Source organism: Kitasatospora sp. NPDC015120 (assembly GCF_043080305.1).
In the GTDB taxonomy this organism is placed as follows: domain Bacteria; phylum Actinomycetota; class Actinomycetes; order Streptomycetales; family Streptomycetaceae; genus Kitasatospora.
Genome location: NZ_JBIBVJ010000004.1, coordinates 274,918 through 294,779 on the forward strand (window position 1 = coordinate 274,918; position 19,862 = coordinate 294,779).

Here is a 19,862-nt window from a genome sequence, read left to right on the forward strand (position 1 = left end):
AGATCGCCGCAGGGGCCAGGCGCCAACCCTGCGAAGACACTCGCGACTGGGCGACAGGGCAGCAGGTAACTTCCCGACGACCCGCCTCACTCATTCGAGTGAAGATCGAGATTAGGCGGAGGGCCGGATTCCTGGGCGCTGGAGGATGCAGGGGAGCGAGGCGCACGGGCGTCTCGCCGACTCGCCCGGGAGAAGCCGCGATGGCGCAAGAGAAGCCCATGAAGCTCTACAAGGACGTCTTCAGCGGCGACGAGCTGTTGTCCGACACGTTCCCCATCAAGGAGGACGGTGTCTGTTACGTGGTCGAGGGCCAGTACATCGACCGCCCCCACAACACGGTCGACATCGGTGCCGCGGCTGAGGAGGAGGATACCGAGTCGACCTACCGCAGGGTGCTCAACGTCGTCGACCGCCATCGTCTCGTTGCGGCGTCGTACGACAAGAAGACCTACACCGGCCACATCCGCGCGTACGTGAAGAGGCTGTCGGAGAAGGTGCCTGCGGACGAGCGGGCAACCTGGCAGCAGCAGGCCAACGAGTGGGCGAAGACCGTGCTGGCCGACTTCGACAGCTACCAGTGCTACACCGGGGAATCCAACGACCCCGAAGCGATGGTCGTCCTCATGAAGTTCAGCGAGGACGGCAAGACCCCGTTCCTCTACTACATCCGCCATGGACTCAAGACCGAGGCCTTCTGACGCCACCCCTACCGCCTCGCCCGTTCGATGGGCGAGGCGGTCCCATGTGCCCGGTACCGACCCGACCGAACGTCCTCGAAGAAGGAGACCCCGTGTCCGAGCCCGAGATCCTCCAGGACCTCTCTACCGGCCAGCAGCTCCAGCCCGACAACCCCTCCGAGCTGCTGGACGTGTTCTCCGCCGGCGACCACGTCACCACCGGCCCCGACACCAACCGCGAGCAGCTGAGCCAGCAGAACGGCGACTGAGCCTCCCCCAGGCGCAGACAGGCCGGGCCCCGCCCGTCGAACGACCGGGGCCCGGCCTGTCGTGTTCAGCGTGGACGGCTGACGTTCCAGGCATCCACCGTGACCTCGCCGAGCGGGAACGGCTCAGCCCCGCGGGCTTGGGCGTCCAGGCGCAGGCCCGGGGTGATGATGCTGCCCAGCGCGTAGGTGGCAAGCTCGTCGCCACCGCGGACGACCGCGATGTCCTCGCCGTGGCTGCGCTGCACGTCCAGCACCTCCGTGGCGCACCAGCCGCAGTACGCGGTGAGCGCCCGGCCCGCCCGGCTCGGTCCGCAGGAGCGTCCCCGGGTGGCGCTCCAGCCGCCTGCCGAGGCCCGCGCCCAACGCCGCCCGGTCGAAGCGGGCGGCCGGGCCGCCGTAGGCGACGGCCATGCCGCCGCCCACGTTGACCTCCTCCAGCCCGAACGGCGCCGCCCACCCGCCCCTCGCCAGGACCACCGCGTCCGGGGTTCCCGCGCCGACCGGCAGGCTGACCCGCCGCAGCACGTGCACCACCGCGTCCGGCCATCACCGCGTCCGGCGGGCCGGTGGACAGCGCGGGGCGAGCTGTCAGGTCGGGCACGCCTCCTCGCGCCGAGCCCCGGCCGGATTGGTCCGTACCGGGGAGGTCGGGACCCGATCGGCCGGTACGGCGCGACCCGGGCGCCGAATACCTATAAGGTGAGCCTCACCTAACGCGATCTCGGGAGTGCCGATGATCTTCTCGGGGCCGCCCCTGCCTGGCGCTGTGCCCGGCGCCGCGCCGGTCGCCGTGCCCGCCGCGCCGCGTGCGGCCAATCCGCTGGACGCCGACTACCGGTGGCTGCTGGACCTCTGTCCGGTGCTCCGGGTGCGGTTGCTCACGGCGGACGAACCCGCCCCCGACCGGGCGCAGGGCTGGTACTGCGCCACCGAACTGGCCGGGGACCCGGAGGTGTTGGCGCAGGCGCTGGCCGGTGAGGCCGCCCGGATCGCCCCGCTCGCCGCCGCGCACGGCACCGACCCCCGCCCGCACGTGGCCGCCTCCCGGCTGCTGCACCACTACCTCTGGTCGGTCTGCCTGCTGATCGCCGGGCCCTGGTGGCGGTCCCGGCGGGTGCCCTCGATCGACGGCGCGGACCTGTGGCTGCACGCTCCCACCGGTGACCTCGTGCTCCGTCCGGGCGCCTGCGTCACCCGCCCCGGCGAGGACGAGCTCCGGGCGGAACTGCGCGCCGCCGTCGTCGCCCACGTCGAACCGCTGGTCACCGCCTTCGCCGCGCCCACCCGGCGCGGCGCCCGCGCGCTGTGGGGCATGGTCACCGACGACCTCGCCGCAGCGATCTGGTACCTCGGCAAGCGGCTCGACGCCTGCGCCCCGGCCCCCGGCACCGACCGGGAGTCCGCCGCGGTCGAGGCCGCCGGTGCCGTCCTGCCCGGGCGCACCGATCCGCTGCTCGGAGCGGCCGGCTTCCGGCGGCTGCGCGGCGAGGACGGCCGCATCCACCACACCCGGACCCGTCTCGGCTGCTGCCTGTACTACGCCGTCGAACCCGCCCGGTCCTGCGTCACCTGTCCGCGCACCGGGGACGAGGAGCGGTTGCGCCGGCTCTGACGGCCCGTCCGGCCGGTCGGGGAGGCCCGGCGTGCGCCGGAGCGTGGCGGCGTGCGCCGGGGCGCGGCGGGTAGGCTCGGCGCCTGTGATCGACTCCACCGCCCATGTCCGGATCGCGCGCCCCAGCCGGGACCTCGCCGCGGCCGAGCGCTTCTACGCCGGCGGTCTCGGCCTCGCCGTCCTGTGGCGCGGCGCCGCGCACCGCCCCGGCGAGCACGACCTGCTGATGGTCGGCCCCTCCGGCGGAGGCTGGCACTTCGAGCTCACCCGTGACCCGGACCACCCGGTCGAACCGTCGCCCACCGTCGACGACCTCTTCGTCGTCTACCTCGGCGCCCCCGTCGACGAGGCCCTGGTGCGTCGCCTGGAGGACGCCGGGGGCACCCGGGTGCCCGCCCACAACCCGTACTGGGACGAGCACGGCGTCACGGTGGCCGACCCGGACGGCTACCGGCTGGTGCTCTGCGCCCGCACCTGGAGCTCCTGACCGCGCGCTCCCGGCCGTGCACTCCCGACCGTGCGCTCCTGACCGCGCGCAGGGCCCTTGAGCAGCGCGCCGGCGCACCGGACGCACCGTCACTTCGATGCGTGCCGTTCATGCCGCTCGCGCTGCTCACGGACCCTCGGGCGCCGGAGCGCGACCCTCGCCTGACGTCGAGTCAGAGCAGGATGTCGGCCAGCCGCTTGAGGTCGTCGCGGACCGACTCGCGCTCCCCGTCGGTGAGTTCGGACGCGACCTCCTCGGCCCGCCGGGTGAACGCCTCGGCGCTCGCGCCGTCCGCGAGGCGGTGCGCCAGGTCGGCGCGCAGGGCCAGGATGCGGAACAGCAGCACCGGCGCGGGCGGACCGTCCGGCCGTGCGAGCGCGCGGTCCAGCACCCGGGCGGCCGCGGCCGGGTCCTCCTTGGAGTCGGCGAACAGGGCCGCGTGGTGCAGCGCCTTGGCGAACGGCTCCTCGGGGGAGGGCCGGTGGCGCTGGTCGGCGCGGATCGGCTGGCCGATCCGCAGGCAGTTGCCGCCGGGGTCGGTCACCAGGAACTGCCGTACGCCGTGCGAGGTGTCGCCGACCGGGCCGATCCGCGGCAGCCCGCGGGTCGGCACGCGCCCGTAGGCGGACCGCAGGCCCTCCTGGAAGGCGGCGTGCAGTGCGTCCACGTCGTCCGTACGCACCAGGCAGGTGCTGTAGGAGGTGCCGGGGTCGTACTGCTTCATGCCGAAGAAGTGCAGTTGGATGGCGCCGCGCTGGACGACGGCGTAGGGATTGGGGCTCTTCTGATGGAGGGTCACCTCGAAGCCGAGCGCGGTGTAGAACTCAAGCACTGGCGGGAGGGCCTGGCAGGGCAGGATCGGGACCGTCGATTCGACCATGCCCGCTGACTTTACCCCTGGTTGACGGCGAATCGGACGCTTCCGGTCAGATGTCGACCCCGGGACCGCGGCGGCCGCCGGCCGGGGGCATCCACGGGTGGTCGGCGTCGTCCCGCACCACGGGGGCGAGTTGGGCCCCGGTGCGCCCGGCGGCGCCGGACCGCCGGCCGGGCCGCTCACGCCGTCAGGCGTTTGACCATCACCCGCTCCGGCCCGCCGGCGCCGTCCGCGTCGACGAACCCGTGCCGCCGGTACAGCGCGACGGCGGCCGTGTTGCCCGGCAGCACCCCGAGCCGCAACCACGCGCTGCCCCGGCGGCGCGCCCACTCCTCGACGGCGCCCAGCAGCCCGTCCCCGACCCCGCGCCCCCGGGCCCGCGGCCCCACCCACACCGAGCGCAGCTCGCTCACCGCGCTCCCGCCCGGCGGCCCTCCGCCCGGCCCGGCCCAGGGCACCCCGCCCGCCAGCCCGGCCGGCCGCCCGTCCGCTCCGACGGCCACCACGTGCAGGGCGTCCGTCCGGGCGAACCGGGCCCGCCACTTCTGCTCGCCCCCCCCCCCGCGGACCAGTCCGCCAGTCGCACCGTGAACGCGTACGGCGCGTCCGCCAGCGCCGCCGTCCGGGCGTCCCGCCACAGCGGCCAGTCGGCCGGATCGGCGGGTGTCAGGACGCGGAGCGCGAACCCCGTGCTGCCGTTCTCCTCCGGTGCCGCGCGCACCCCGTGCTCGCCGATCGACTCCCCGGACTCCATCGTCCCCCCTCGGCGGCGCACACCTCCGGGCCCCGGGTCCGTACCCGTGGCCGCGTCTCACCCCGCCTCCCATCATGCGCCGGCCGCCGCGCCCCGCGGGAGGGCGCGGCTCCGCGGTGGACGCCCGGCCGCGGGCGCCCGTCCGACGGGCGGACGGGAGTTGTCGGTGGTGCGTGCAAGGATCACCGGCATGACGGAGCAGACGTTCGACTGGCGGTCCTTCCTCGTGCGGTGGAGCGAGGAGTGGGCCGGGGCGTGCACCGGTCCGGAGGAGCTCCGGGACGGCGACGAGGAGGCGTGGCGGGCGCGCTGGCTGGGGTTCGACGGGGCTCCGGCCGAGCGGGTCGCGGCCGCGGAGACGCAGCTGGGGTGCGCGCTGCCGCCGTCCTACCGGCAGTTCCTCGCGGTGAGCGACGGGTGGCGGCACGCCGGGGGCTTCGTGTACCGGCTGGCCGGGGCGGACGGCGCGCGGTGGCACCGGGACGCCTACGGGCTCAGCGAGTACGACGACGACGAGGACGGGACGCAGGGCATGTGGCAGCGGGCCCTGCAACTCGACGCCGAGTCCGACGCGACGCTCGTCCTGCTCGACCCGGGCGACGTCGACGCCGACGGGGAGTGGGCGGTGTACTGCCACGCCTCGTGGCGGGCCGCGCCGCCGGAGCGGTACCCGTCCTTCCGGGCGTTCATGCTGGCCATGTACCAGGAGTTCCACCGGCTCGCCGCCCACCGGCCCGCCGCGCCGTTCGTCAACGCCACCACCCGTGCGCTGGACGCGCGCGTCGAAGCCGCCCGGCTGGACGCCCTGGCGGGCGCGCACGAACGGGCGGGGGCGGCGCTGGCCGAGGCCGTCGCGTTCGGCCGGCCGCGCGCGGCCGGCCTGCTCGACCAGCTGCGCCGGTTCGAGCGGCAGTGGCCCGAGCCGACGTTCGGGGAACTGCCGGGCGATCCCGCCTACCTCGGGGAGGTGGTGCCGGTGCTCGCCGCCCACCACGTGCGGAACGGGCACGACGCCGCGGCGTGGGGCCACAAGCTGCGGGGGGACGCCGGGGGCCGGCGGACCGCGGCCGACGAGGTGCTCCGGCAGGTGCGCGAGCGCGCGTACCGCTACCGGGCGGCCGGCCCGTTCGGCGAGGCCGTCGACCGGGCGCGGGAGCAGGCCCGCTGGGGCGCCACGGACGCCGCCTGGCGGACGCTGCGCGCCGCGCTGCCGCAGTGGACGCCGGTGGGGCCAGACCACCTCGCGCCCGTCGGCCTGCTCGCGGACACCCTGCTCGGGCCGCTGCTCACGGCGGAGCGCGGGCGGGAGCTGCTGGCCACGCCGCGCGGCCCGTCCGGCGGCGCGGCGGGGGAGCCGGCGCGGGAGGAGCCGGGGGCCGCGGGCGACGGGCTCGCCTGGCTCGCCCTGGAGCCGCGTTCGGGCCGGCCCGAGCCGTACCGCTTCGTGCTGGTGGAGGGGGTGGCGCCGGACGGGCTGCCGGCCGTCCTCGCCGGGGAGGGGGCGGTGCTGGACCGGCCCGCGACCCGCTGGGAGGCCGACCGGGACCGGTACCGGGACCGGACGGTCTCCTCCTCCGAGGACCCGGCGCCCGCCCTCGTCGGCCACGGGGGCGGGGACGTTGGGGCCGGCTGGAGCTTCGCCTTCGAGGCGCGGACGTGGCCGTTGTCGGCGGGGCAGCGCCTCGCCACGCCGGCCGTGACCGCGTCCGGACGGACGGGCGGGCGGGCCCTCGCCGTGGCCGTCGCGCCGGAGGAGGGCTTCTTCCACCTGTCGGTGGCCGAGGCGGGGGAGGAGCGGTACGGGTTCACGGTGCGCGGAGCGGAGCGCGACCGCAGCGGTGCGGCGCCGGTCCCGCCCGCGCTCGACCCGGACCGTCACTTCGGTCCGCACGCCCACGGCCGGCAGGGCGAGCACGGTCTGCTGACCGCGCTCGCCGCCGAGTTCGGGGTGGCGCTGCCCCGGTTCGCGCTCACCGAGGGACGGCTGCACACCTTCGCGGACCCGTCGTGGACGCCGCCCCGGCTGCCGGGCGAGGCCTATTCGGAGGCGAGGATCGTGCTCACGGAGCCCCACCCGACGTCGGACAGCGCCCGGGAGGCGCTCTCGGCGCTGCGAGCACGGACCGCCGGGGCCGTGCCGGGCGTCCCGGGTGCGGCGGGGGTGCCGGACGGTCCGACGGGGCGGCCGCCGGAGGCGTCGTGAACACCGTCGGCTCGGGCAGGTCCGGCAGGTCCGACAGGCTCGGCAGGTCCGGCGGATCCAACAGGCTCGGCAGGCCGTCCGGTGCCCTCGGCGCGGTCAGGTCCGTCGGCTCCGGCGGGGCCCGGGTGGCGCCGCCGCTCCTCCCACTCCGCGCGGAGCATGCCGAACAGCAGGCGGTCGTAGCGGACGCCGGCCAGCAGCACGGCCTCCCGCCGACGGCCCTCCTCGCGGAAGCCGAGCCGGGTGAACGCGCGGGCGGCGCGGGCGTTGCCGCTCCAGGTGTCCAGCTCCAGGCGGTGCAGCGGGAAGGTGCCGAACAGGTGGTCCACCAGCAGGCCGAGCGCCTCGGTGCCGTAGCCGCGGTCCCAGAACTTCTGCTCGCCGATGGCGATCCCGACCTCGGCGACGCCCTCGTACGGGTCGAGGCCCCGGTAGTCGACCAGCCCGATCGGACGGCCGCCGGCGGTCTCCTCGACGGTCAGCATCGCGGCTTCGTACGGGTCCAGGCGCAGGATCCGCTCGAACCGCTCCGCCAGTGCCTCGGCGGTGAGCGGTCCGAAGCGGGGATCCCCGGCCGCCGCCAGCCGGACCACCTCGGGGTCGTTGCGCCAGCGGAGCTGGTGCTCCGCGTCCCCGGCACGCATGGCGCGAAGTCGTACTGTCTTACCTTCGATCATGAACGGATGATAGGACGGGTGCCCGTTCGTCTCTGAGGTGAACGGCGGATTCCGCTCGCCGGTCGCCGGAGCAGCCCGCGGCCCCGTCAGCTGCCGGCCGCCGGCTGTCCGTCGTCGTCCTCCCGGTGCTCCCTGCGCTGACGGAGCAGCCGGTCGTACTCGGCGTGCACCCGGCGGTCCATCGCCAGGGCGAACTGGGCGTCGGTGACCGTCCGGGCGAGGGGGCGGATCCGCAGGACCTGCTCGGTCAGCCGGGCCGCCTCGCCGGGCGGCAGCGGGCCGTCGGAGGCGAGCGCGCCGAGCAGGTGCTCGCGGGCCAGCGAGGTGAAGATCTCGGCGATCGCCGTCACGTGCTCCAGGGTCTGCCGACTGGCCTCCAGCACCACCGAGAGCGGCACGCCCTCCGCGACCAGGGCCGTGGTGGCGTCCATCAGCCGCCGGCTGACGTGGGTGATGCCGTCCTCCTCGACCGTGATGAAGCCCTGGGCGAGGGACTCGGCGGTGTTCTCCTCGGTGAGCTCGTCGCCGAGGGCCGCCCTGAGCTCGTCCCAGCGGAGGTGGACCGGCGTCTCGTCGGACCACGGTGCGACGATCGCCGCCTCCAGGCCGATCAGCTCGGCGACGTCCCGCCCGCTCTCGCCCGCGCCGATCAGCTCGGCGATGCCGCCCAGGGTGTGGCCGCGTTCCAGCAGTTCGGCGATCATCCGCAGCCGCGCGAGGTGGGCCTCGCCGTACCAGGCGATCCGGCCCTCCCTGCGGGGCGGCTGGAGCAGCTTGCGCTCCCGGTAGAAACGCAGGGTGCGGGTGGTGATCCCGGCCGCTTCGGCCAGTTCCTCCACCCGGAACTCGCGTGGTCCGTCCTCGCCGCCGGCTGCTCCCTTGTCCACGGCGCTCAGCATAGGACCGCAGGGGCGTCCCCCGATCGGGTCGGTCGGGCTTCTTCCCTCGACTGTCGGCAAGGGCTACCCTGCCAACCGTGCCAGTGATTGCTGGCGCGGTTGGCGTGATCCGCGCCGCGCCGGACGACGGCGACGCGCGCCCCTCGGCCCCCAGCCCCCCAGGAGGACGCCGCATGGCATCCAGCAGCAAGCGCCCCCGCCCCCGCGCGTCCGACGCGGACGCCGGCACCGCCACCGACCTCACCGCGACCGCCCCCGACCCGGCCGCGTCCACGGGCGAGCGGACCACCGGGCCGCAGCCTGCCGACGAGCGGCCCGCCGAGGAGCAGCCCGTCCCGCACGTGCGGGTCGCCGTCATCGGCTCCGGCTTCGGCGGCCTCGGCGCGGGCGTCCGGCTGCGCCGCGCCGGCATCACCGACTTCGTCATCCTGGAGCGCGCCGACTCGGTCGGCGGCACCTGGCGCGACAACAGCTACCCCGGCTGCGCCTGCGACGTCCCCTCGCACCTCTACTCCTTCTCCTTCGCCCCCAACCCGGACTGGCCGCGCAGCTTCTCCGGCCAGCCGGACATCCGCGCCTACCTGGAGAAGGTCACCGACGTCTTCGGCCTCCGCCCCCACCTGCGGCTCGGCACCGAGGTCACCGAGGCCCGCTGGGACGTCGCGCGGACCCACTGGCGGATCACCACCACGGCCGGCCGCTGGACCGCCGACGCCGTCGTCTCCGCCGCCGGCCCGCTCGCGGACCCGCAGATCCCCGACCTGCCCGGCCTGGACTCCTTCCCCGGCAAGGTGTTCCACTCCTCCCGCTGGGACCACGACTTCGACCTCGCGGGCAAGCGGGTCGCGATGGTCGGCACCGGCGCGTCCGCGGCCCAGATCATCCCGGCCATCCAGCCGAGGGTGGGGCGGCTGACGGTCTTCCAGCGCACCCCCGCCTGGGTCCTGCCGCGCCGCGACCGGACGGTCACCGAGCTGGAGAAGTGGCTGCACGGCCGGTTCCCGCTCACCGCCAAGATCCGCCGCGGCGCCCTGTTCGCGCTGCGCGAGCTCCAGGTGGACGCCTTCGTGCGGCGGCCCGGCCTGCTCAGGGCGGTCCAGCGGCTCGCCGAGCGGCACCTCGCGGACGGCGTCGCCGACCCGGCCCTGCGCGCCCGGCTCACGCCCGACTACCGGATCGGCTGCAAGCGCATCCTGCTCAGCAACACCTACTACCCGGCGCTCGCCGCCGCCAACACCGAGGTGGTGCCCGGCGGTCTGCGCGAGGTGCGCGGCTCGACGCTGGTCGGCGCCGACGGCAGCGAGCACGAGGCGGACGCGATCGTCTTCGGCACCGGCTTCCACGTCACCGACATGCCCATGGGCTCCAAGGTGTTCGGGATCAACGGCACCAGCTTCGCCGAGGAGTGGAAGGAGGGGATGGAGGCGCTGCGCGGCTCCACCGTGCACGGCTTCCCGAACTTCTTCTTCGTCATCGGCCCCAACACCGGCCTCGGCAACAGCTCGATGATCCTGATGATCGAGTCCCAGCTCAACTACCTGATCGACGCCTTGACCACGCTGGACGAGATCGGCGCGAGCGCCATGCAGCCCACCGCCCGGGCGCAGCGCCGCTGGAACCTCGAACTCCAGCACCGGATGGACCGCACCGTCTGGACCAACGGCGGCTGCCGCAGCTGGTACCTGGACAAGAGCGGCAAGAACACCGTGCTCTGGCCGGGATCGACCACCTCCTTCCGCCGGGCCACCCGCAAGGTCGACCTCGCCGAATACGAACTGATCCTTCGCCAGGAGGGCCGGCCGGGCCTTCCGGCGACCACCGCCGAGACCGGGGAGGTCCTGGTATGAGCCGCCCGTCGATCCCCGCCGACTGTCTGCCGCCCGTTCCCGCCGAGGAGTCGGCCGTGCGGTCGGCCGACGGGACCAGGCTGCACGTCGAGGTCCACGGGCAGCCCGGCGCCCCGACGGTCGTGCTCGCGCACGGCTGGACCTGCTCCACCGCCTTCTGGGCGCCGGTGATCCACCAGCTCGCGGACCGGTACCGGGTGGTGGCCTACGACCAGCGCGGCCACGGACGCAGCGAGGTCCCGCCGAGCCGGGTGCGCTACTCCACCCGGGCGCTGGGCGAGGACCTCGCGGCGGTGCTCACCCGGGTCGTGCCGCCGGGTGAGCGGGCCGTGCTGGCCGGCCACAGCATGGGCGGGATGACCATCATGGCGGGCGCCGCCCGGGCCGAGGTCGCCGAGCGCACGGCGGCGGCGGTCCTGGTCTCCACCGGACCGTTCGACCTGGTCCGGGAGTTGAACGTGGTGCCGCGGGCCGTGCACTCCGGCCTGCGGCTCCTCCTGCACCGGGAGCTCATGCGCTCCCGGCTGCCGCTGGGGCCGGTCAATCCGCTCACCCGGGCCGGACTCGGCTACGCGATCATGGGGACGAGCGCCACCGCCGCCCGGACCGAGGTGGCGGTCCGGATGGTGCACGCCTGCCCGACCGCCGTGCGGGCCAACTGGGCCCGGGTGCTGGGCCGGCTGGACGTCCGCGCCGGGCTGGCCCGGCTCGCCGTGCCGACCTCCGTCGTGGTCGGCGCCGAGGACCGGCTCACCCCGCCGGTGCACGCGCACCGGATCGTCGAGGCGCTGGCCGATCCGCAGGGGCTGCTCCTGCTGCCGGGGGTCGGCCACATGGCGCCGATCGAGCGGCCGGCCGAGGTCGCCGCCGAGATCCACCGGATGGCCACCGCCCATCTGCCGGGCACTCGCGCCGCCGACGCCACCGCCGCTGCCCCGGCCGCTGCCGACGCCACGACCGGTACCGACGCCACGACCGGCACCGACCCCGAGAGGACCGCCGTCGCATGACCGCCACCCCACCGCTCTCCGCCCAGGTCGTCGTCGTCACCGGAGCCGCGCGCGGCGTCGGCGCCTCGCTGGCCCGCGCCCTCGCCCGCCGCGGCGCCAAGGTCGCGCTCCTCGGCCTGGAGCCGGAGGAACTCAAGGCCGTGGCCGCCCAGTGCGGCCCGGACGCCACCGCCTGGGAGGCCGACGTCACCGACGTCGAGGCGCTCACCGCGCTCGCCGGGCGGATCACGGAGCACTACGGCCGGGTCGACACCGTCGTCGCCAACGCGGGCATCGCGATCGGCGGCCCGCTGCTGCAGAACGACCACCGGGCCTTCAGCCGGGTGATCGAGGTCAACCTGCTGGGCAGCGTGGCGACCGCCCGGGCGTTCCTCCCGGTCCTCGCCGAGAGCCACGGCTACCTGTTGCAGATCGCCTCGCTGGCCGCGCTCACCCCGGCGCCGCTGATGAGCGCCTACTGCGCGAGCAAGTCCGGTGTCGAGGCGTTCGCCCACGCGATCCGTGCCGAGGTCGCCCACGAGGGCGTCAAGGTCGGCGTGGGCTACCTGAGCTGGACCGACACCGACATGGTGCGCGGGGCCGACGAGGACGCCGTGCTCAAGCAGATGCGCTCCCGGCTGCCCTGGCCGGCGAACAAGACGTACCCGCTGGAGCCGGCCGTGGACCGCCTGGTCGCCGGGATCGCCCGGCGCTCCGCCCACGTCTACGCCCAGGCCTGGCTGCGCGGTATGCAGCCGGTCCGCTGGGTCCTGCCGTCGCTGATCGCCCTGGCCGGCTCCCGGGACGTGGCCCGCCTCGCACCGCAGCTGGCCGCCACCGCCGCCACCCGGCTCCGCGCGGTCGGTGCCGGGGGAGCCGCCGACACGGCCGCCCGCTCCGGGCGGCCCTGACGGACGACGGACGGCGGCCGGTGACCGGCGGAGGTCGCCACCGGTCGGCCGTCGGCCGTCGGCCACCGGTCACCGGCCGCTGCGCCCTCACCCGTCGTCCGCCTCCCGGGCGAACTCCTTGAAGACGTCGTAGGCCGCCTGCGCGAAGTTCTCCCACCGGCTCGGGCCGGCGTTGCAGAGCGCGGCCACGGCGGTGGCGGTCTGCGGGCAGAACGCGATGAGCGCCGTGCAGCCGCGCGTGCCGCCGGAGTGGAAGAGCAGGTCGCGGCCGTCCTCGGTGCGCCGGTGGTTCCAGACCAGACAGAGCTGGTCGCCCGAGCGCGGCAGCCTCAGCCGCGGCCGCTGCACCTCCCGCAGGGCGTCGCGCAGGGCGTCCCCGGCGGCGGACCCGTCCGCCGGCCCGCCCTCGCCCGGCCGCAGATGGGCCCGCAGGTACCGCAGCAGGTCGGTGCCGCCGGCCCGGACGGCGCCTGCCCCGGGCAGGCCGGGGATGCGCCACGGCGGCAGCGGACGCCCGTGCCGGTGGCCGATCGCCCGGTGGGGCGGGTCGGGCGCGCAGGTGGTGCCCCGCAGCCCGAGCGGTCGGCAGACCCGCTCGGCGAGCAGCTCCGGGTAGCCTGCGCCGCCGCCCGCCTCGCTGAGCAGCCGTCCGAGCAGCCCGACCCCGAAGTTGGAGTACCCGAACCGCTCCCCGGGCCGGTGGCGCACGGTGGTCCGGGCGAGGCCCGCCCGCAGCTCCCGGTCGCCGAAGGCGGCGTACGGGTTGCTGTTCCAGGCCGCGAGGGCGCCGGCCAGCAGTCCCGGCGGCAGCCTCGGCAGCCCGGAGGTGTGGGTGGCCAGGTGGAGCAGCCGGATGGGCCCGCCGTGCCGGACCTCGGGGGGCCGCCAGCCGGCCGGCAGGTGGCGTTCCACCGGGTCGTCGAGGGTGACGTCACCGCGTGCGGCGAGTTCGGCGAGCAGCAGGGCGGTGAACGTCTTGCTGATGGAGCCGAGTTCGAAGACGGTCTCGGGCGTGCAGGGTTCGCCGGAGGCGTGGTCGACCCGCCCGGCGCACCGCACCGCCTGCCGTCCGCCCCGCGCCACGGCGAGCGTGACGGCGCTGGCGCCCGGTCCGGCGGCGCGGACCAGGCCGGCCAACTCCCTCTCACCCCACGGACCGTCGTCCAATCGCGCGGGCTCTTCGAGGGTGATCACCTAGTTCTCCGGCGGCGTGCCGAGCGTCACCGCCGGCGCGCCCGCGGCCGCCCCGGTGGTGCCGCCGAGCGCGCGGGCCAGGGTGGTGGTGGCGGCGACCACGGCCACCACGGCGGTGTGCCCGTGGTCGGTGAGCAGCTGGACGGGGTCCCCCTCCGTCGCCGTGTTGGCGTCCTTCGGCAGGAGCCCGTCGGGCAGTTGGGCGGAGGCCAGGGCGGCCCAGCCCGTCGTGCCCTGGCCGAGCTCGCCGATGCAGGCCGCGACGATGAGCAGTTCGCCCACGAGGTCCCAGTGGCCGACCTCCTGCCAGACGTCGATCCAGGCCGGCAGCCAGTCCCGCAGGTAGTCGCGGATGTGCGCGGGCAGGCACTCGGGACGGGCGCCCCAGTCGGTGAGGTGGAAGACGGAGTGGGTGACGTAGTAGGCGGTCAGCCAGTCGATGATCCACGGCTCGGGAGTGGCGCCCAGCCAGGTGGCGGCGGCCAGTTCGTTCCAGTCCTCCAGCTGGTCCAGGCCGATCACCCGCCGGGCGTTGGCCGAGGCCAGCCGGCGGCTGGGAAGCTGCTCGGCGGCCCGGACGGAGTGCAGCCGGTTCAGCGTCGCCAGCTGTTCCTCCAGGGCCCGGTGGCGGAAGCCGGCCCGCGCGAAGTGGACGTAGACCTCCAGCGGGTCGGTCATCAGCGGGTAGCGCAGCTGCCGGTCGTAGAGGAGGTCCCCCTCGCGCAGTTCGGCCCAGGCGAGGTCGATGATCTGGCGGGCGATCCGCGTGTCGTCGGCGCCGGCGACCCCCTCGCGCAGCAGCAGGCCGGTGGCCAGGGCGACTTCGCCGAGCGGCTTGTAGATCTCGTTGGGGTTGGCGAGGTCGGTGGTGACGTCCTCCTGGAAGCCGCCGAGGCCGTTGGCGTAGAAGGAGTGCAGCCAGCGCAGTGATCGCGATCCGACCTGCTGGGCGACGCCGATGATCTGACTGTCCGTCATGCCGACGCTCCGTCCGGGTGATCGCCGCCCTGTCCGCGCTCCGGCTGTCCGGCGGTCCGGCCGGGTGCCCCGGCGGACGGCGCCGGGGCCGTGCTGGAGGGGGCCGCGGTGCCCTGGCCCGCCAGGGCTTCGGTGATGGCGAGTTCGAGCCACATGCGGGTGCTGCCGTCGCCGACCGCGCGGATCCGGTCCAGCACGGGGCCGAGCTCCAGGTGCGCGGCTGCGCCGTCCGCCTCGGTCCAGGCCAGCCAGCGGGCGAGCCGGGCGGCGGTGCGGTAGTCGCGGCGGAGCATGGAGCGCACCACACCGCGGGCCAGCGTCAGCGAGTGCCGGCGGGCCAGGTCGTGCACGGGGCCGTCGAGCCGGGGGAGGGCGAGGGCGGAGAGCCGGGCCATGTCCACGGACCACCGCGGCCAGTCGGCCGGTGTCGGCTCCGGGAGGCGCAGCGGGTCGGGCCCCGGTGCCGGGACGGGGCGGCCCGCCAGGGCGACGAGCTGCACGGTGGTCCGGTCCCGCCAGGCGTTGGCGAGCGCGGCGCCCGTCGCGTCCGGGCCCGCCGCGGCGGCGCTGCCGGATGCGGGGGAGGACCCGCCCATCGGGAAGGTTTCGAGGGCCTCGGCCGCGGCGTCGGCGGTCGGCCCGTCCAGGGGCAGCCCGGCGAGCAGCTGGGCGGCGAAGAGGTCGGGCCCCAGGACCCGCACCGCGGCCGACTCTGCTCGGGGCAGCGGGCCGTCGGCGGGGAGGGGGCCCTCGGGCACCGCGTGGGCGGGCCCGGCGGCGCCCGGGGCGGACCGGCGGGTGGGCGCGGCCGGGTCCCCGGCGCCGCGGAGGGCGTCGAGGACCCGGCCCGCCACTCGCTCGACGGCCGCCGCGTACTCGTCGCGGAGTGTGGTGTCGGCGAACGGCATGGAGTGGGATTCTCCTGTCTGGAGCGTGCTCAGGGACCTCCGGGCCCGGCCGGTGGCCCGGCCGATGGTTCGACCGGGTCGACCGGATCCGGGGATCTACCGGGTCTTCTCCTTGGGCTGCTTCTGCGGCGAGAGCAGGAGGAGTCCGAGCAGCAGGAGCAGGCCTGCGGCTTCGGGCTGGTACGTGGGCGCGTCGCTGACGGCCGCCTCGTCCTCCGTGATCAACGTACCGAGGGTGTCGATCTCGGCCTGGGTGGCGAGCGGGGCCCGCGTGGTACGGGTGGTCTGAGCAAGCATCGAGTGCCTCCTCATAGAAGTTCCACCGCCTGGTCCGGCGATGCCCCCTCGACCGACGATACGAGCACGAACCGAGCGGCGCCACCCCTGTACGCTCCGTCACCACGGTCACGGAGGGACACCGGGCCGCGGCACACCGGAAGCGCCGGGCTGTCGCGGATACCCGGGAGTAGGTACGGTCGCTGCATGACCACTGCCTTGATCACCGGCGCGACCGCCGGCATCGGAGCCGCGTTCGCGCGCCGGCTCGCGCGGAGCGGCTACCGGCTCGTCCTGGTGGCCCGGGACGGCGAGCGGCTGGAACGTTCCGCCACGGAGTTGCGGGAGAGGTTCGGGGTGGAGGTGGAGGTGCTCGGTGCGGACCTCGCCACCGACCGGGGGATCGCGGACGTCGAGGCCCGGCTGTCCGACGCCGACCGCCCGGTGGACCTCCTGGTGAACAACGCCGGCTTCGGCAACCGGGGCGCGTTCTCCACCGTGCCGCTGCAGGACGAGCTGGACATGCTGAAGGTGCACGTCGAGGCGGTGCTGCGGCTGACCACGGCCGCCCTGCCGGGGATGCGCGAGCGCGGCCGCGGTGCGGTCGTCAACGTGGCCTCGGTGGCGGCGTTCCTGCCGCGCGGCACCTACGGGGCCAGCAAGGCGTGGGTGGTGAGCTTCACCCAGGGCGTGCTGCGCGACCTCGGCGGTACCGGGGTGCGGCTGATGGCGCTCTGCCCGGGCTTCACCCGCACCGAGTTCCACCAGCGGGCCGGCATGGGCACCGGCAACATCCCGGCCTGGGGGTGGCTGTCCGCGGAGCGCGTGGTCGAGGAGGCGATGCGCGACCTGGCCCGGGGCCGTTCGCTCTCGGTGCCGAGCAAGCGCTACAAGGTGGCGGTGGCGCTCGCGCGGGTGCTGCCGTCAGGGAAGCTCGGCGGGCTCTCCTCCAAGGCGGCCCGCACCTACCGCACCACCTGAGCCGGGGTCCCCGCCCCGCCCCGCCCCGGCCCGGGCGCGGCGCAGGGGCGGGGGCGCGGGCGCGGGGCTGGGGGCGGGCGGGGCCCGGCCGGGGCGGGGATGGTCCGGCCGACATCGCAGAGGGCATCTCACTATTAGCTTTGCTAACTATGAGCCTCTCTCGTTATGCTGGCGGTCGCCCGACCGCCCACCCGCCGTCGGCGCGCGCCCCCGGGCGCCGCGTCCGCGCGGCCGTCCGAGGGAGGCTGCCCGCCCGTGCGCCCCGAAGGCATCCAGTGGACCCCGCCCGCCCGCGCCGAGGGCGACCCCCGCCCGCCGACCGAGTGGCGCCGCATCCTCGCGCTCTTCCGCCCCTACGCGGGCCGGCTCGCTGTCGTCGGCCTGCTGGTCGCCGCGTCCGCCGTGGTCTCGGTGACCACGCCGTTCCTGCTGCGCGCCGTCCTCGACACCGCCATCCCGCAGGGCCGCACCGGACTGCTGACCGCCCTGGTGCTCGGCATGGTCGGCGCCGCCGTGGTCAACAGCATCTTCAGCGTGCTGCAGACGCTGATCTCCACCACCGTCGGCCAGCGGGTCATGCACGACCTGCGCACCGCCGTCTACGGCCACCTCCAGCGGATGTCGCTGGCGTTCTTCACCCGCACCCGCACCGGCGAGGTGCAGTCCCGGATCGCCAACGACATCGGCGGCATGCAGTCCACCGTGACCTCCACCGCCACCTCGCTGGTCTCCAACTTCACCGCCGTGACCGCCTCGGTGGTCGCCATGGCGGCGCTGGACTGGCGGCTGACCGTGGTCTCGCTGCTGCTCCTGCCGGTGTTCGTGTGGATCAGCCGCCGGGTCGGCAACGAGCGCAAGAAGATCACCGGTGAGCGGCAGAAGCAGCTCGCCGCGATGAGCGCCGCGGTGCAGGAGTCGCTCTCGGTCAGCGGCATCCTGCTCGGCCGCACCATGGGCCGCTCCGGCTCGCTCGCCCGCGAGTTCACCGCCCAGTCCGACCGGCTGGCCGAACTGGAGGTGCGCTCCTCGATGGCCGGGCGCTGGCGGATGAACACCATCCAGATCGTGATGGCCGCGATGCCCGCGGTGATCTACTGGGCGGCCGGCATGACCGCGGCCGGCGGCGCCCCGATCGTCTCGGTCGGCACCCTGGTCGCCTTCGTCTCGCTCCAGCAGGGCCTGTTCCGCCCGACCGTCAGCCTGCTCGCCACCGGCGTCCAGGTGCAGACCTCACTGGCGCTCTTCCAGCGGATCTTCGAGTACCTCGACCTGACCGTGGAGATCGACGAACCCGCGCGCCCCGTCACCCTGGACGCCGTGCGCGGCGAGGTCCGCTTCGAGGGCGTCGAGTTCCGCTACGACCCGCAGCAGGAGCGGCCCACCCTGGCCGGGGTGGACCTGCGGATCCCGGCCGGCGGCTCGCTCGCGGTGGTCGGCGAGACCGGCTCGGGGAAGACCACGCTCAGCTACCTGGTGCCCCGGCTCTACGACGTCACCGGCGGCCGGGTCACCCTCGACGGGGTCGACGTGCGCGAGCTGTCCTTCGACACCCTCGCCCGCGCGGTGGGCGTGGTCTCCCAGGAGACCTACCTCTTCCACGCCTCGGTCGCCGACAACCTGCGCTTCGCCAAGCCGGACGCCACCGACGAGGAACTCGTCGCCGCCGCCCGGGCCGCGCGGATCCACGACACCGTCGCCGCCCTGCCGGACGGCTACGACACCCTGGTCGGGGAGCGCGGCTACCGCTTCTCGGGAGGGGAGAAGCAGCGCCTCGCGCTCGCCCGCACCATCCTGCGCAACCCGCCGGTGCTGATCCTCGACGAGGCCACCAGCGCGCTGGACAACAGCACCGAACGCGCCGTCCAGGAGGCCATCGACACCCTCGCGGCGGGCCGCACCACCATCACCATCGCGCACCGGCTCTCCACCGTGCGCGCGGCGGACCAGATCGCCGTCCTGGACCGCGGCGAGGTCGCCGAACTCGGCACCCACGAGGAACTGCTGGCGGCGGACGGCCGCTACGCCGCGCTGCTGCGCCGGGAGGCCCCGGCCGCCGTGGCCGTCGCGCCCTGACGCCCGCGGGCGCGCCGCGTCCGGACGCCGGCCGGGCCGCAGGGGCCCCGGTGCCCGCCGGGCCGGCCGGGGTCAGGCGGCCTTGGGGACCTCGTTGTACGTCCCCGCGACCTCCTGGCCGGAGAGCCGCTGGATCGCCGCCATCACCTCGTCGGTGACCTGGCGGCGGGCCTTGAGCGAACGGGCCTGGCCGTGCAGCTCGTCGAAGTGCAGCGGCTCGCCGAAACGGACCGTCACCTTCTTCAGTCTCGGCAGCCGCTTGCCGACCGGCAGGATCCCCTCCGGGCCCTCCAGGGCCACCGGCACCACCGGGACGCCGGCCGTCAGGGCCAGCCAGGCCACGCCGGTCTTGCCGCGGTAGAGCCGGCCGTCCAGCGAGCGGGTGCCCTCCGGGTAGATGCCGAACGCCTTGCCGTCCTCCAGGATCTCCAGCGCCCGCTCCAGCGAGGCCTGCGCGGAGCGGTAGGTGCCGCGCTCGACCGGTACCGCGCCGATCCCCTGGAAGAAGCCGCGGGACAGCGTGCCCTTGAGCCCGGTTCCGGTGAAGTACTCGGCCTTGGCCAGGAAGTGCACCCGGCGCGGCGCGGTGAGCGGGATCACCACGCTGTCGATGAAGGAGAGGTGATTGCTGGCCAGGATCACGCCGCCCTTGCGCGGCACGTTCTCCATGCCCTCGATGGCGGGCCGCCAGATCCCCCGGGCGAGCGGTTTCAGTACCAGCCTGGTGACGAGATCGAGCATGGTCCCTCCCTGGACGAGCACGCCCGGGAGGTGCCCGGGCCTGGCGTTACGACGAGCGGCGTTCGGTTCTCCCGGCCGGGCCGGGAACAGAACCGCAGACTACGACACCCACCCCGGACGCCGTCCACTCCCGGCGGCCGTGGCGCTCACCACGGCCGGGTAGGGTACGGCCGTCGGAAATGCACATCAGCAGTTGATCATTCCTGGGAGGGCCCATGGCAGACGTCGAGGACATCCGCGCGGCGTTCGACAAGTACGACGTGAACGGCGACGGCCGGATCACCGCCACCGAGTACGCGCTGGTCGCGCGTGAGCTCGGTGACCTGACCACCTCGATCGCCGTGGCCGAGGCCGTCATCAAGACGATGGACACCAACCACGACGGCGAGCTGACCTTCGACGAGTTCCTGGCCGCGCGCCAGGGCTGACACGGGTCGGACGGGGCCCGGGGAACACCCCGGGCCCCGTCCTCGCGTCCGGCCTCGGCCGGTGCCTCGGCCGGTGCCTCG

At 75.2% G+C, this 19,862-nt stretch carries 19 protein-coding genes and 2 pseudogenes; 11 read left to right on the forward strand and 10 right to left on the reverse strand.

All coding sequences use genetic code 11. The features are described 5' to 3' along the window. Nucleotides 1-98: 98 nt before the first annotated feature. Nucleotides 99-698 carry a translationally-controlled tumor protein gene (locus ACF1AK_RS12895; RefSeq protein WP_391498831.1) on the forward strand — a complete coding sequence of 200 codons (600 nt, stop codon included), beginning with the start codon at nt 99-101 and terminating at the stop codon, nt 696-698. Between the two features lie 92 nt (nt 699-790). Continuing rightward, complete coding sequence (locus ACF1AK_RS12900) at nt 791-946, forward strand: hypothetical protein (RefSeq protein ID WP_391498832.1); 156 nt, start codon at nt 791-793, stop codon at nt 944-946. Between the two features lie 65 nt (nt 947-1,011). Here ACF1AK_RS12900 and ACF1AK_RS12905 read toward each other — a convergent pair whose 3' ends face one another. Next, nucleotides 1,012-1,200 carry a hypothetical protein gene (locus ACF1AK_RS12905; protein ID WP_391498833.1) on the reverse strand — a complete coding sequence of 63 codons (189 nt, stop codon included), beginning with the start codon at nt 1,198-1,200 and terminating at the stop codon, nt 1,012-1,014. Between the two features lie 512 nt (nt 1,201-1,712). Between ACF1AK_RS12905 and ACF1AK_RS12910 the strand changes: the two genes are divergently transcribed. Both ACF1AK_RS12910 and ACF1AK_RS12915 read left to right on the forward strand, forming a co-directional pair. After that, a complete protein-coding gene (locus tag ACF1AK_RS12910; RefSeq protein ID WP_391498834.1) occupies nt 1,713-2,558 on the forward strand; it encodes an iron-sulfur protein in 846 nt (281 codons plus the stop codon). Between the two features lie 85 nt (nt 2,559-2,643). Further along, on the forward strand, nt 2,644-3,045 hold the full coding sequence (locus tag ACF1AK_RS12915; protein WP_391498835.1) for a VOC family protein: 402 nt from the start codon (nt 2,644-2,646) through the stop codon (nt 3,043-3,045). 172 nt (nt 3,046-3,217) lie between these two features. On the opposite strand, the gene ACF1AK_RS12920 is transcribed toward ACF1AK_RS12915, so the two are convergent. Next, complete coding sequence (locus tag ACF1AK_RS12920) at nt 3,218-3,925, reverse strand: bleomycin resistance protein (RefSeq protein WP_391498836.1); 708 nt, start codon at nt 3,923-3,925, stop codon at nt 3,218-3,220. A gap of 176 nt (nt 3,926-4,101) precedes the next feature. Further along, nucleotides 4,102-4,592: pseudogene (locus ACF1AK_RS12925) on the reverse strand (GNAT family N-acetyltransferase). Nucleotides 4,593-4,866: 274 nt separating this feature from the next. Here ACF1AK_RS12925 and ACF1AK_RS12930 point away from each other — a divergent pair. Next, nucleotides 4,867-6,879, forward strand: coding sequence for an SMI1/KNR4 family protein (locus ACF1AK_RS12930; RefSeq protein ID WP_391498837.1), 2,013 nt, complete (start codon nt 4,867-4,869; stop codon nt 6,877-6,879). Between the two features lie 239 nt (nt 6,880-7,118). On the opposite strand, the pseudogene ACF1AK_RS12935 reads toward ACF1AK_RS12930, so the two are convergent. Further along, a pseudogene (locus ACF1AK_RS12935) lies at nt 7,119-7,556 on the reverse strand (GNAT family N-acetyltransferase); the annotation flags it as partial. Nucleotides 7,557-7,642: 86 nt separating this feature from the next. Further along, the gene (locus tag ACF1AK_RS12940; protein ID WP_391498838.1) at nt 7,643-8,455 is read right to left on the reverse strand and encodes a MerR family transcriptional regulator; all 813 of its coding nucleotides are present in this window, start codon (nt 8,453-8,455) and stop codon (nt 7,643-7,645) included. A gap of 173 nt (nt 8,456-8,628) precedes the next feature. Here ACF1AK_RS12940 and ACF1AK_RS12945 point away from each other — a divergent pair, with 173 nt between their 5' ends. The 3 genes from ACF1AK_RS12945 to ACF1AK_RS12955 are packed head-to-tail and all read left to right on the forward strand — an operon-like array spanning nt 8,629 to nt 12,202. Next, nucleotides 8,629-10,302: a flavin-containing monooxygenase gene (locus tag ACF1AK_RS12945; protein ID WP_391498839.1), complete on the forward strand. Its 1,674-nt coding sequence runs from the start codon at nt 8,629-8,631 to the stop codon at nt 10,300-10,302. Further along, entirely contained in the window at nt 10,299-11,312 is a 1,014-nt protein-coding gene (locus ACF1AK_RS12950; RefSeq protein ID WP_391498840.1) for an alpha/beta fold hydrolase, read from the forward strand. Before ACF1AK_RS12945 ends, ACF1AK_RS12950 begins: the two co-directional genes overlap by 4 nt. Beyond that, nucleotides 11,309-12,202, forward strand: coding sequence for an SDR family oxidoreductase (locus ACF1AK_RS12955; protein ID WP_391498841.1), 894 nt, complete (start codon nt 11,309-11,311; stop codon nt 12,200-12,202). The genes ACF1AK_RS12950 and ACF1AK_RS12955 overlap by 4 nt, the downstream gene beginning before the upstream one ends. An 87-nt stretch (nt 12,203-12,289) precedes the next feature. On the opposite strand, the gene ACF1AK_RS12960 is transcribed toward ACF1AK_RS12955, so the two are convergent. The 4 genes from ACF1AK_RS12960 to ACF1AK_RS12975 all read right to left on the reverse strand — a co-directional run bounded on the left by ACF1AK_RS12960 (nt 12,290) and on the right by ACF1AK_RS12975 (nt 15,579). Continuing rightward, on the reverse strand, nt 12,290-13,396 hold the full coding sequence (locus ACF1AK_RS12960; protein ID WP_391498842.1) for a serine hydrolase domain-containing protein: 1,107 nt from the start codon (nt 13,394-13,396) through the stop codon (nt 12,290-12,292). Continuing rightward, a complete protein-coding gene (locus tag ACF1AK_RS12965) occupies nt 13,397-14,374 on the reverse strand; it encodes a DUF6895 family protein (RefSeq protein WP_391498843.1) in 978 nt (325 codons plus the stop codon). After that, nucleotides 14,371-15,282: a hypothetical protein gene (locus ACF1AK_RS12970; RefSeq protein WP_391498844.1), complete on the reverse strand. Its 912-nt coding sequence runs from the start codon at nt 15,280-15,282 to the stop codon at nt 14,371-14,373. Before ACF1AK_RS12970 ends, ACF1AK_RS12965 begins: the two co-directional genes overlap by 4 nt. A gap of 96 nt (nt 15,283-15,378) precedes the next feature. Beyond that, on the reverse strand, nt 15,379-15,579 hold the full coding sequence (locus ACF1AK_RS12975; RefSeq protein WP_355365744.1) for a hypothetical protein: 201 nt from the start codon (nt 15,577-15,579) through the stop codon (nt 15,379-15,381). A 186-nt stretch (nt 15,580-15,765) separates the two neighbouring features. On the opposite strand from ACF1AK_RS12975, the gene ACF1AK_RS12980 reads away from it, so the two are divergent. Together ACF1AK_RS12980 and ACF1AK_RS12985 are read left to right on the forward strand one after the other, a co-directional pair. Next, on the forward strand, nt 15,766-16,539 hold the full coding sequence (locus tag ACF1AK_RS12980; RefSeq protein ID WP_391498845.1) for an SDR family NAD(P)-dependent oxidoreductase: 774 nt from the start codon (nt 15,766-15,768) through the stop codon (nt 16,537-16,539). A 255-nt stretch (nt 16,540-16,794) separates the two neighbouring features. After that, nucleotides 16,795-18,612, forward strand: a complete 1,818-nt coding sequence (locus tag ACF1AK_RS12985; protein ID WP_391498846.1) for an ABC transporter ATP-binding protein — start codon at nt 16,795-16,797, stop codon at nt 18,610-18,612. A 72-nt stretch (nt 18,613-18,684) separates the two neighbouring features. Here the strand turns inward: ACF1AK_RS12985 and ACF1AK_RS12990 are convergent, their stop codons facing one another. Next, entirely contained in the window at nt 18,685-19,353 is a 669-nt protein-coding gene (locus ACF1AK_RS12990; RefSeq protein WP_391498847.1) for a lysophospholipid acyltransferase family protein, read from the reverse strand. Nucleotides 19,354-19,568: 215 nt separating this feature from the next. On the opposite strand from ACF1AK_RS12990, the gene ACF1AK_RS12995 reads away from it, so the two are divergent. Then, the gene (locus ACF1AK_RS12995; protein ID WP_380294678.1) at nt 19,569-19,781 is read left to right on the forward strand and encodes an EF-hand domain-containing protein; all 213 of its coding nucleotides are present in this window, start codon (nt 19,569-19,571) and stop codon (nt 19,779-19,781) included. Nucleotides 19,782-19,862 lie beyond the last annotated feature (81 nt).

Bases quoted from the DNA above. Each gene is read 5' to 3' on its own strand.
- ACF1AK_RS12920 (WP_391498836.1), bottom strand. From the start codon at position 3,925: ATGGTCGAATCGACGGTCCCGATCCTGCCCTGCCAGGCCCTCCCGCCA.
- ACF1AK_RS12930 (WP_391498837.1), top strand. From the start codon at position 4,867: ATGACGGAGCAGACGTTCGACTGGCGGTCCTTCCTCGTGCGGTGGAGC.
- ACF1AK_RS12940 (WP_391498838.1), bottom strand. From the start codon at position 8,455: ATGCTGAGCGCCGTGGACAAGGGAGCAGCCGGCGGCGAGGACGGACCA.
- ACF1AK_RS12945 (WP_391498839.1), top strand. From the start codon at position 8,629: ATGGCATCCAGCAGCAAGCGCCCCCGCCCCCGCGCGTCCGACGCGGAC.
- ACF1AK_RS12950 (WP_391498840.1), top strand. From the start codon at position 10,299: ATGAGCCGCCCGTCGATCCCCGCCGACTGTCTGCCGCCCGTTCCCGCC.
- ACF1AK_RS12955 (WP_391498841.1), top strand. From the start codon at position 11,309: ATGACCGCCACCCCACCGCTCTCCGCCCAGGTCGTCGTCGTCACCGGA.
- ACF1AK_RS12965 (WP_391498843.1), bottom strand. From the start codon at position 14,374: ATGACGGACAGTCAGATCATCGGCGTCGCCCAGCAGGTCGGATCGCGA.
- ACF1AK_RS12970 (WP_391498844.1), bottom strand. From the start codon at position 15,282: ATGCCGTTCGCCGACACCACACTCCGCGACGAGTACGCGGCGGCCGTC.
- ACF1AK_RS12975 (WP_355365744.1), bottom strand. From the start codon at position 15,579: ATGCTTGCTCAGACCACCCGTACCACGCGGGCCCCGCTCGCCACCCAG.
- ACF1AK_RS12980 (WP_391498845.1), top strand. From the start codon at position 15,766: ATGACCACTGCCTTGATCACCGGCGCGACCGCCGGCATCGGAGCCGCG.
- ACF1AK_RS12990 (WP_391498847.1), bottom strand. From the start codon at position 19,353: ATGCTCGATCTCGTCACCAGGCTGGTACTGAAACCGCTCGCCCGGGGG.
- ACF1AK_RS12995 (WP_380294678.1), top strand. From the start codon at position 19,569: ATGGCAGACGTCGAGGACATCCGCGCGGCGTTCGACAAGTACGACGTG.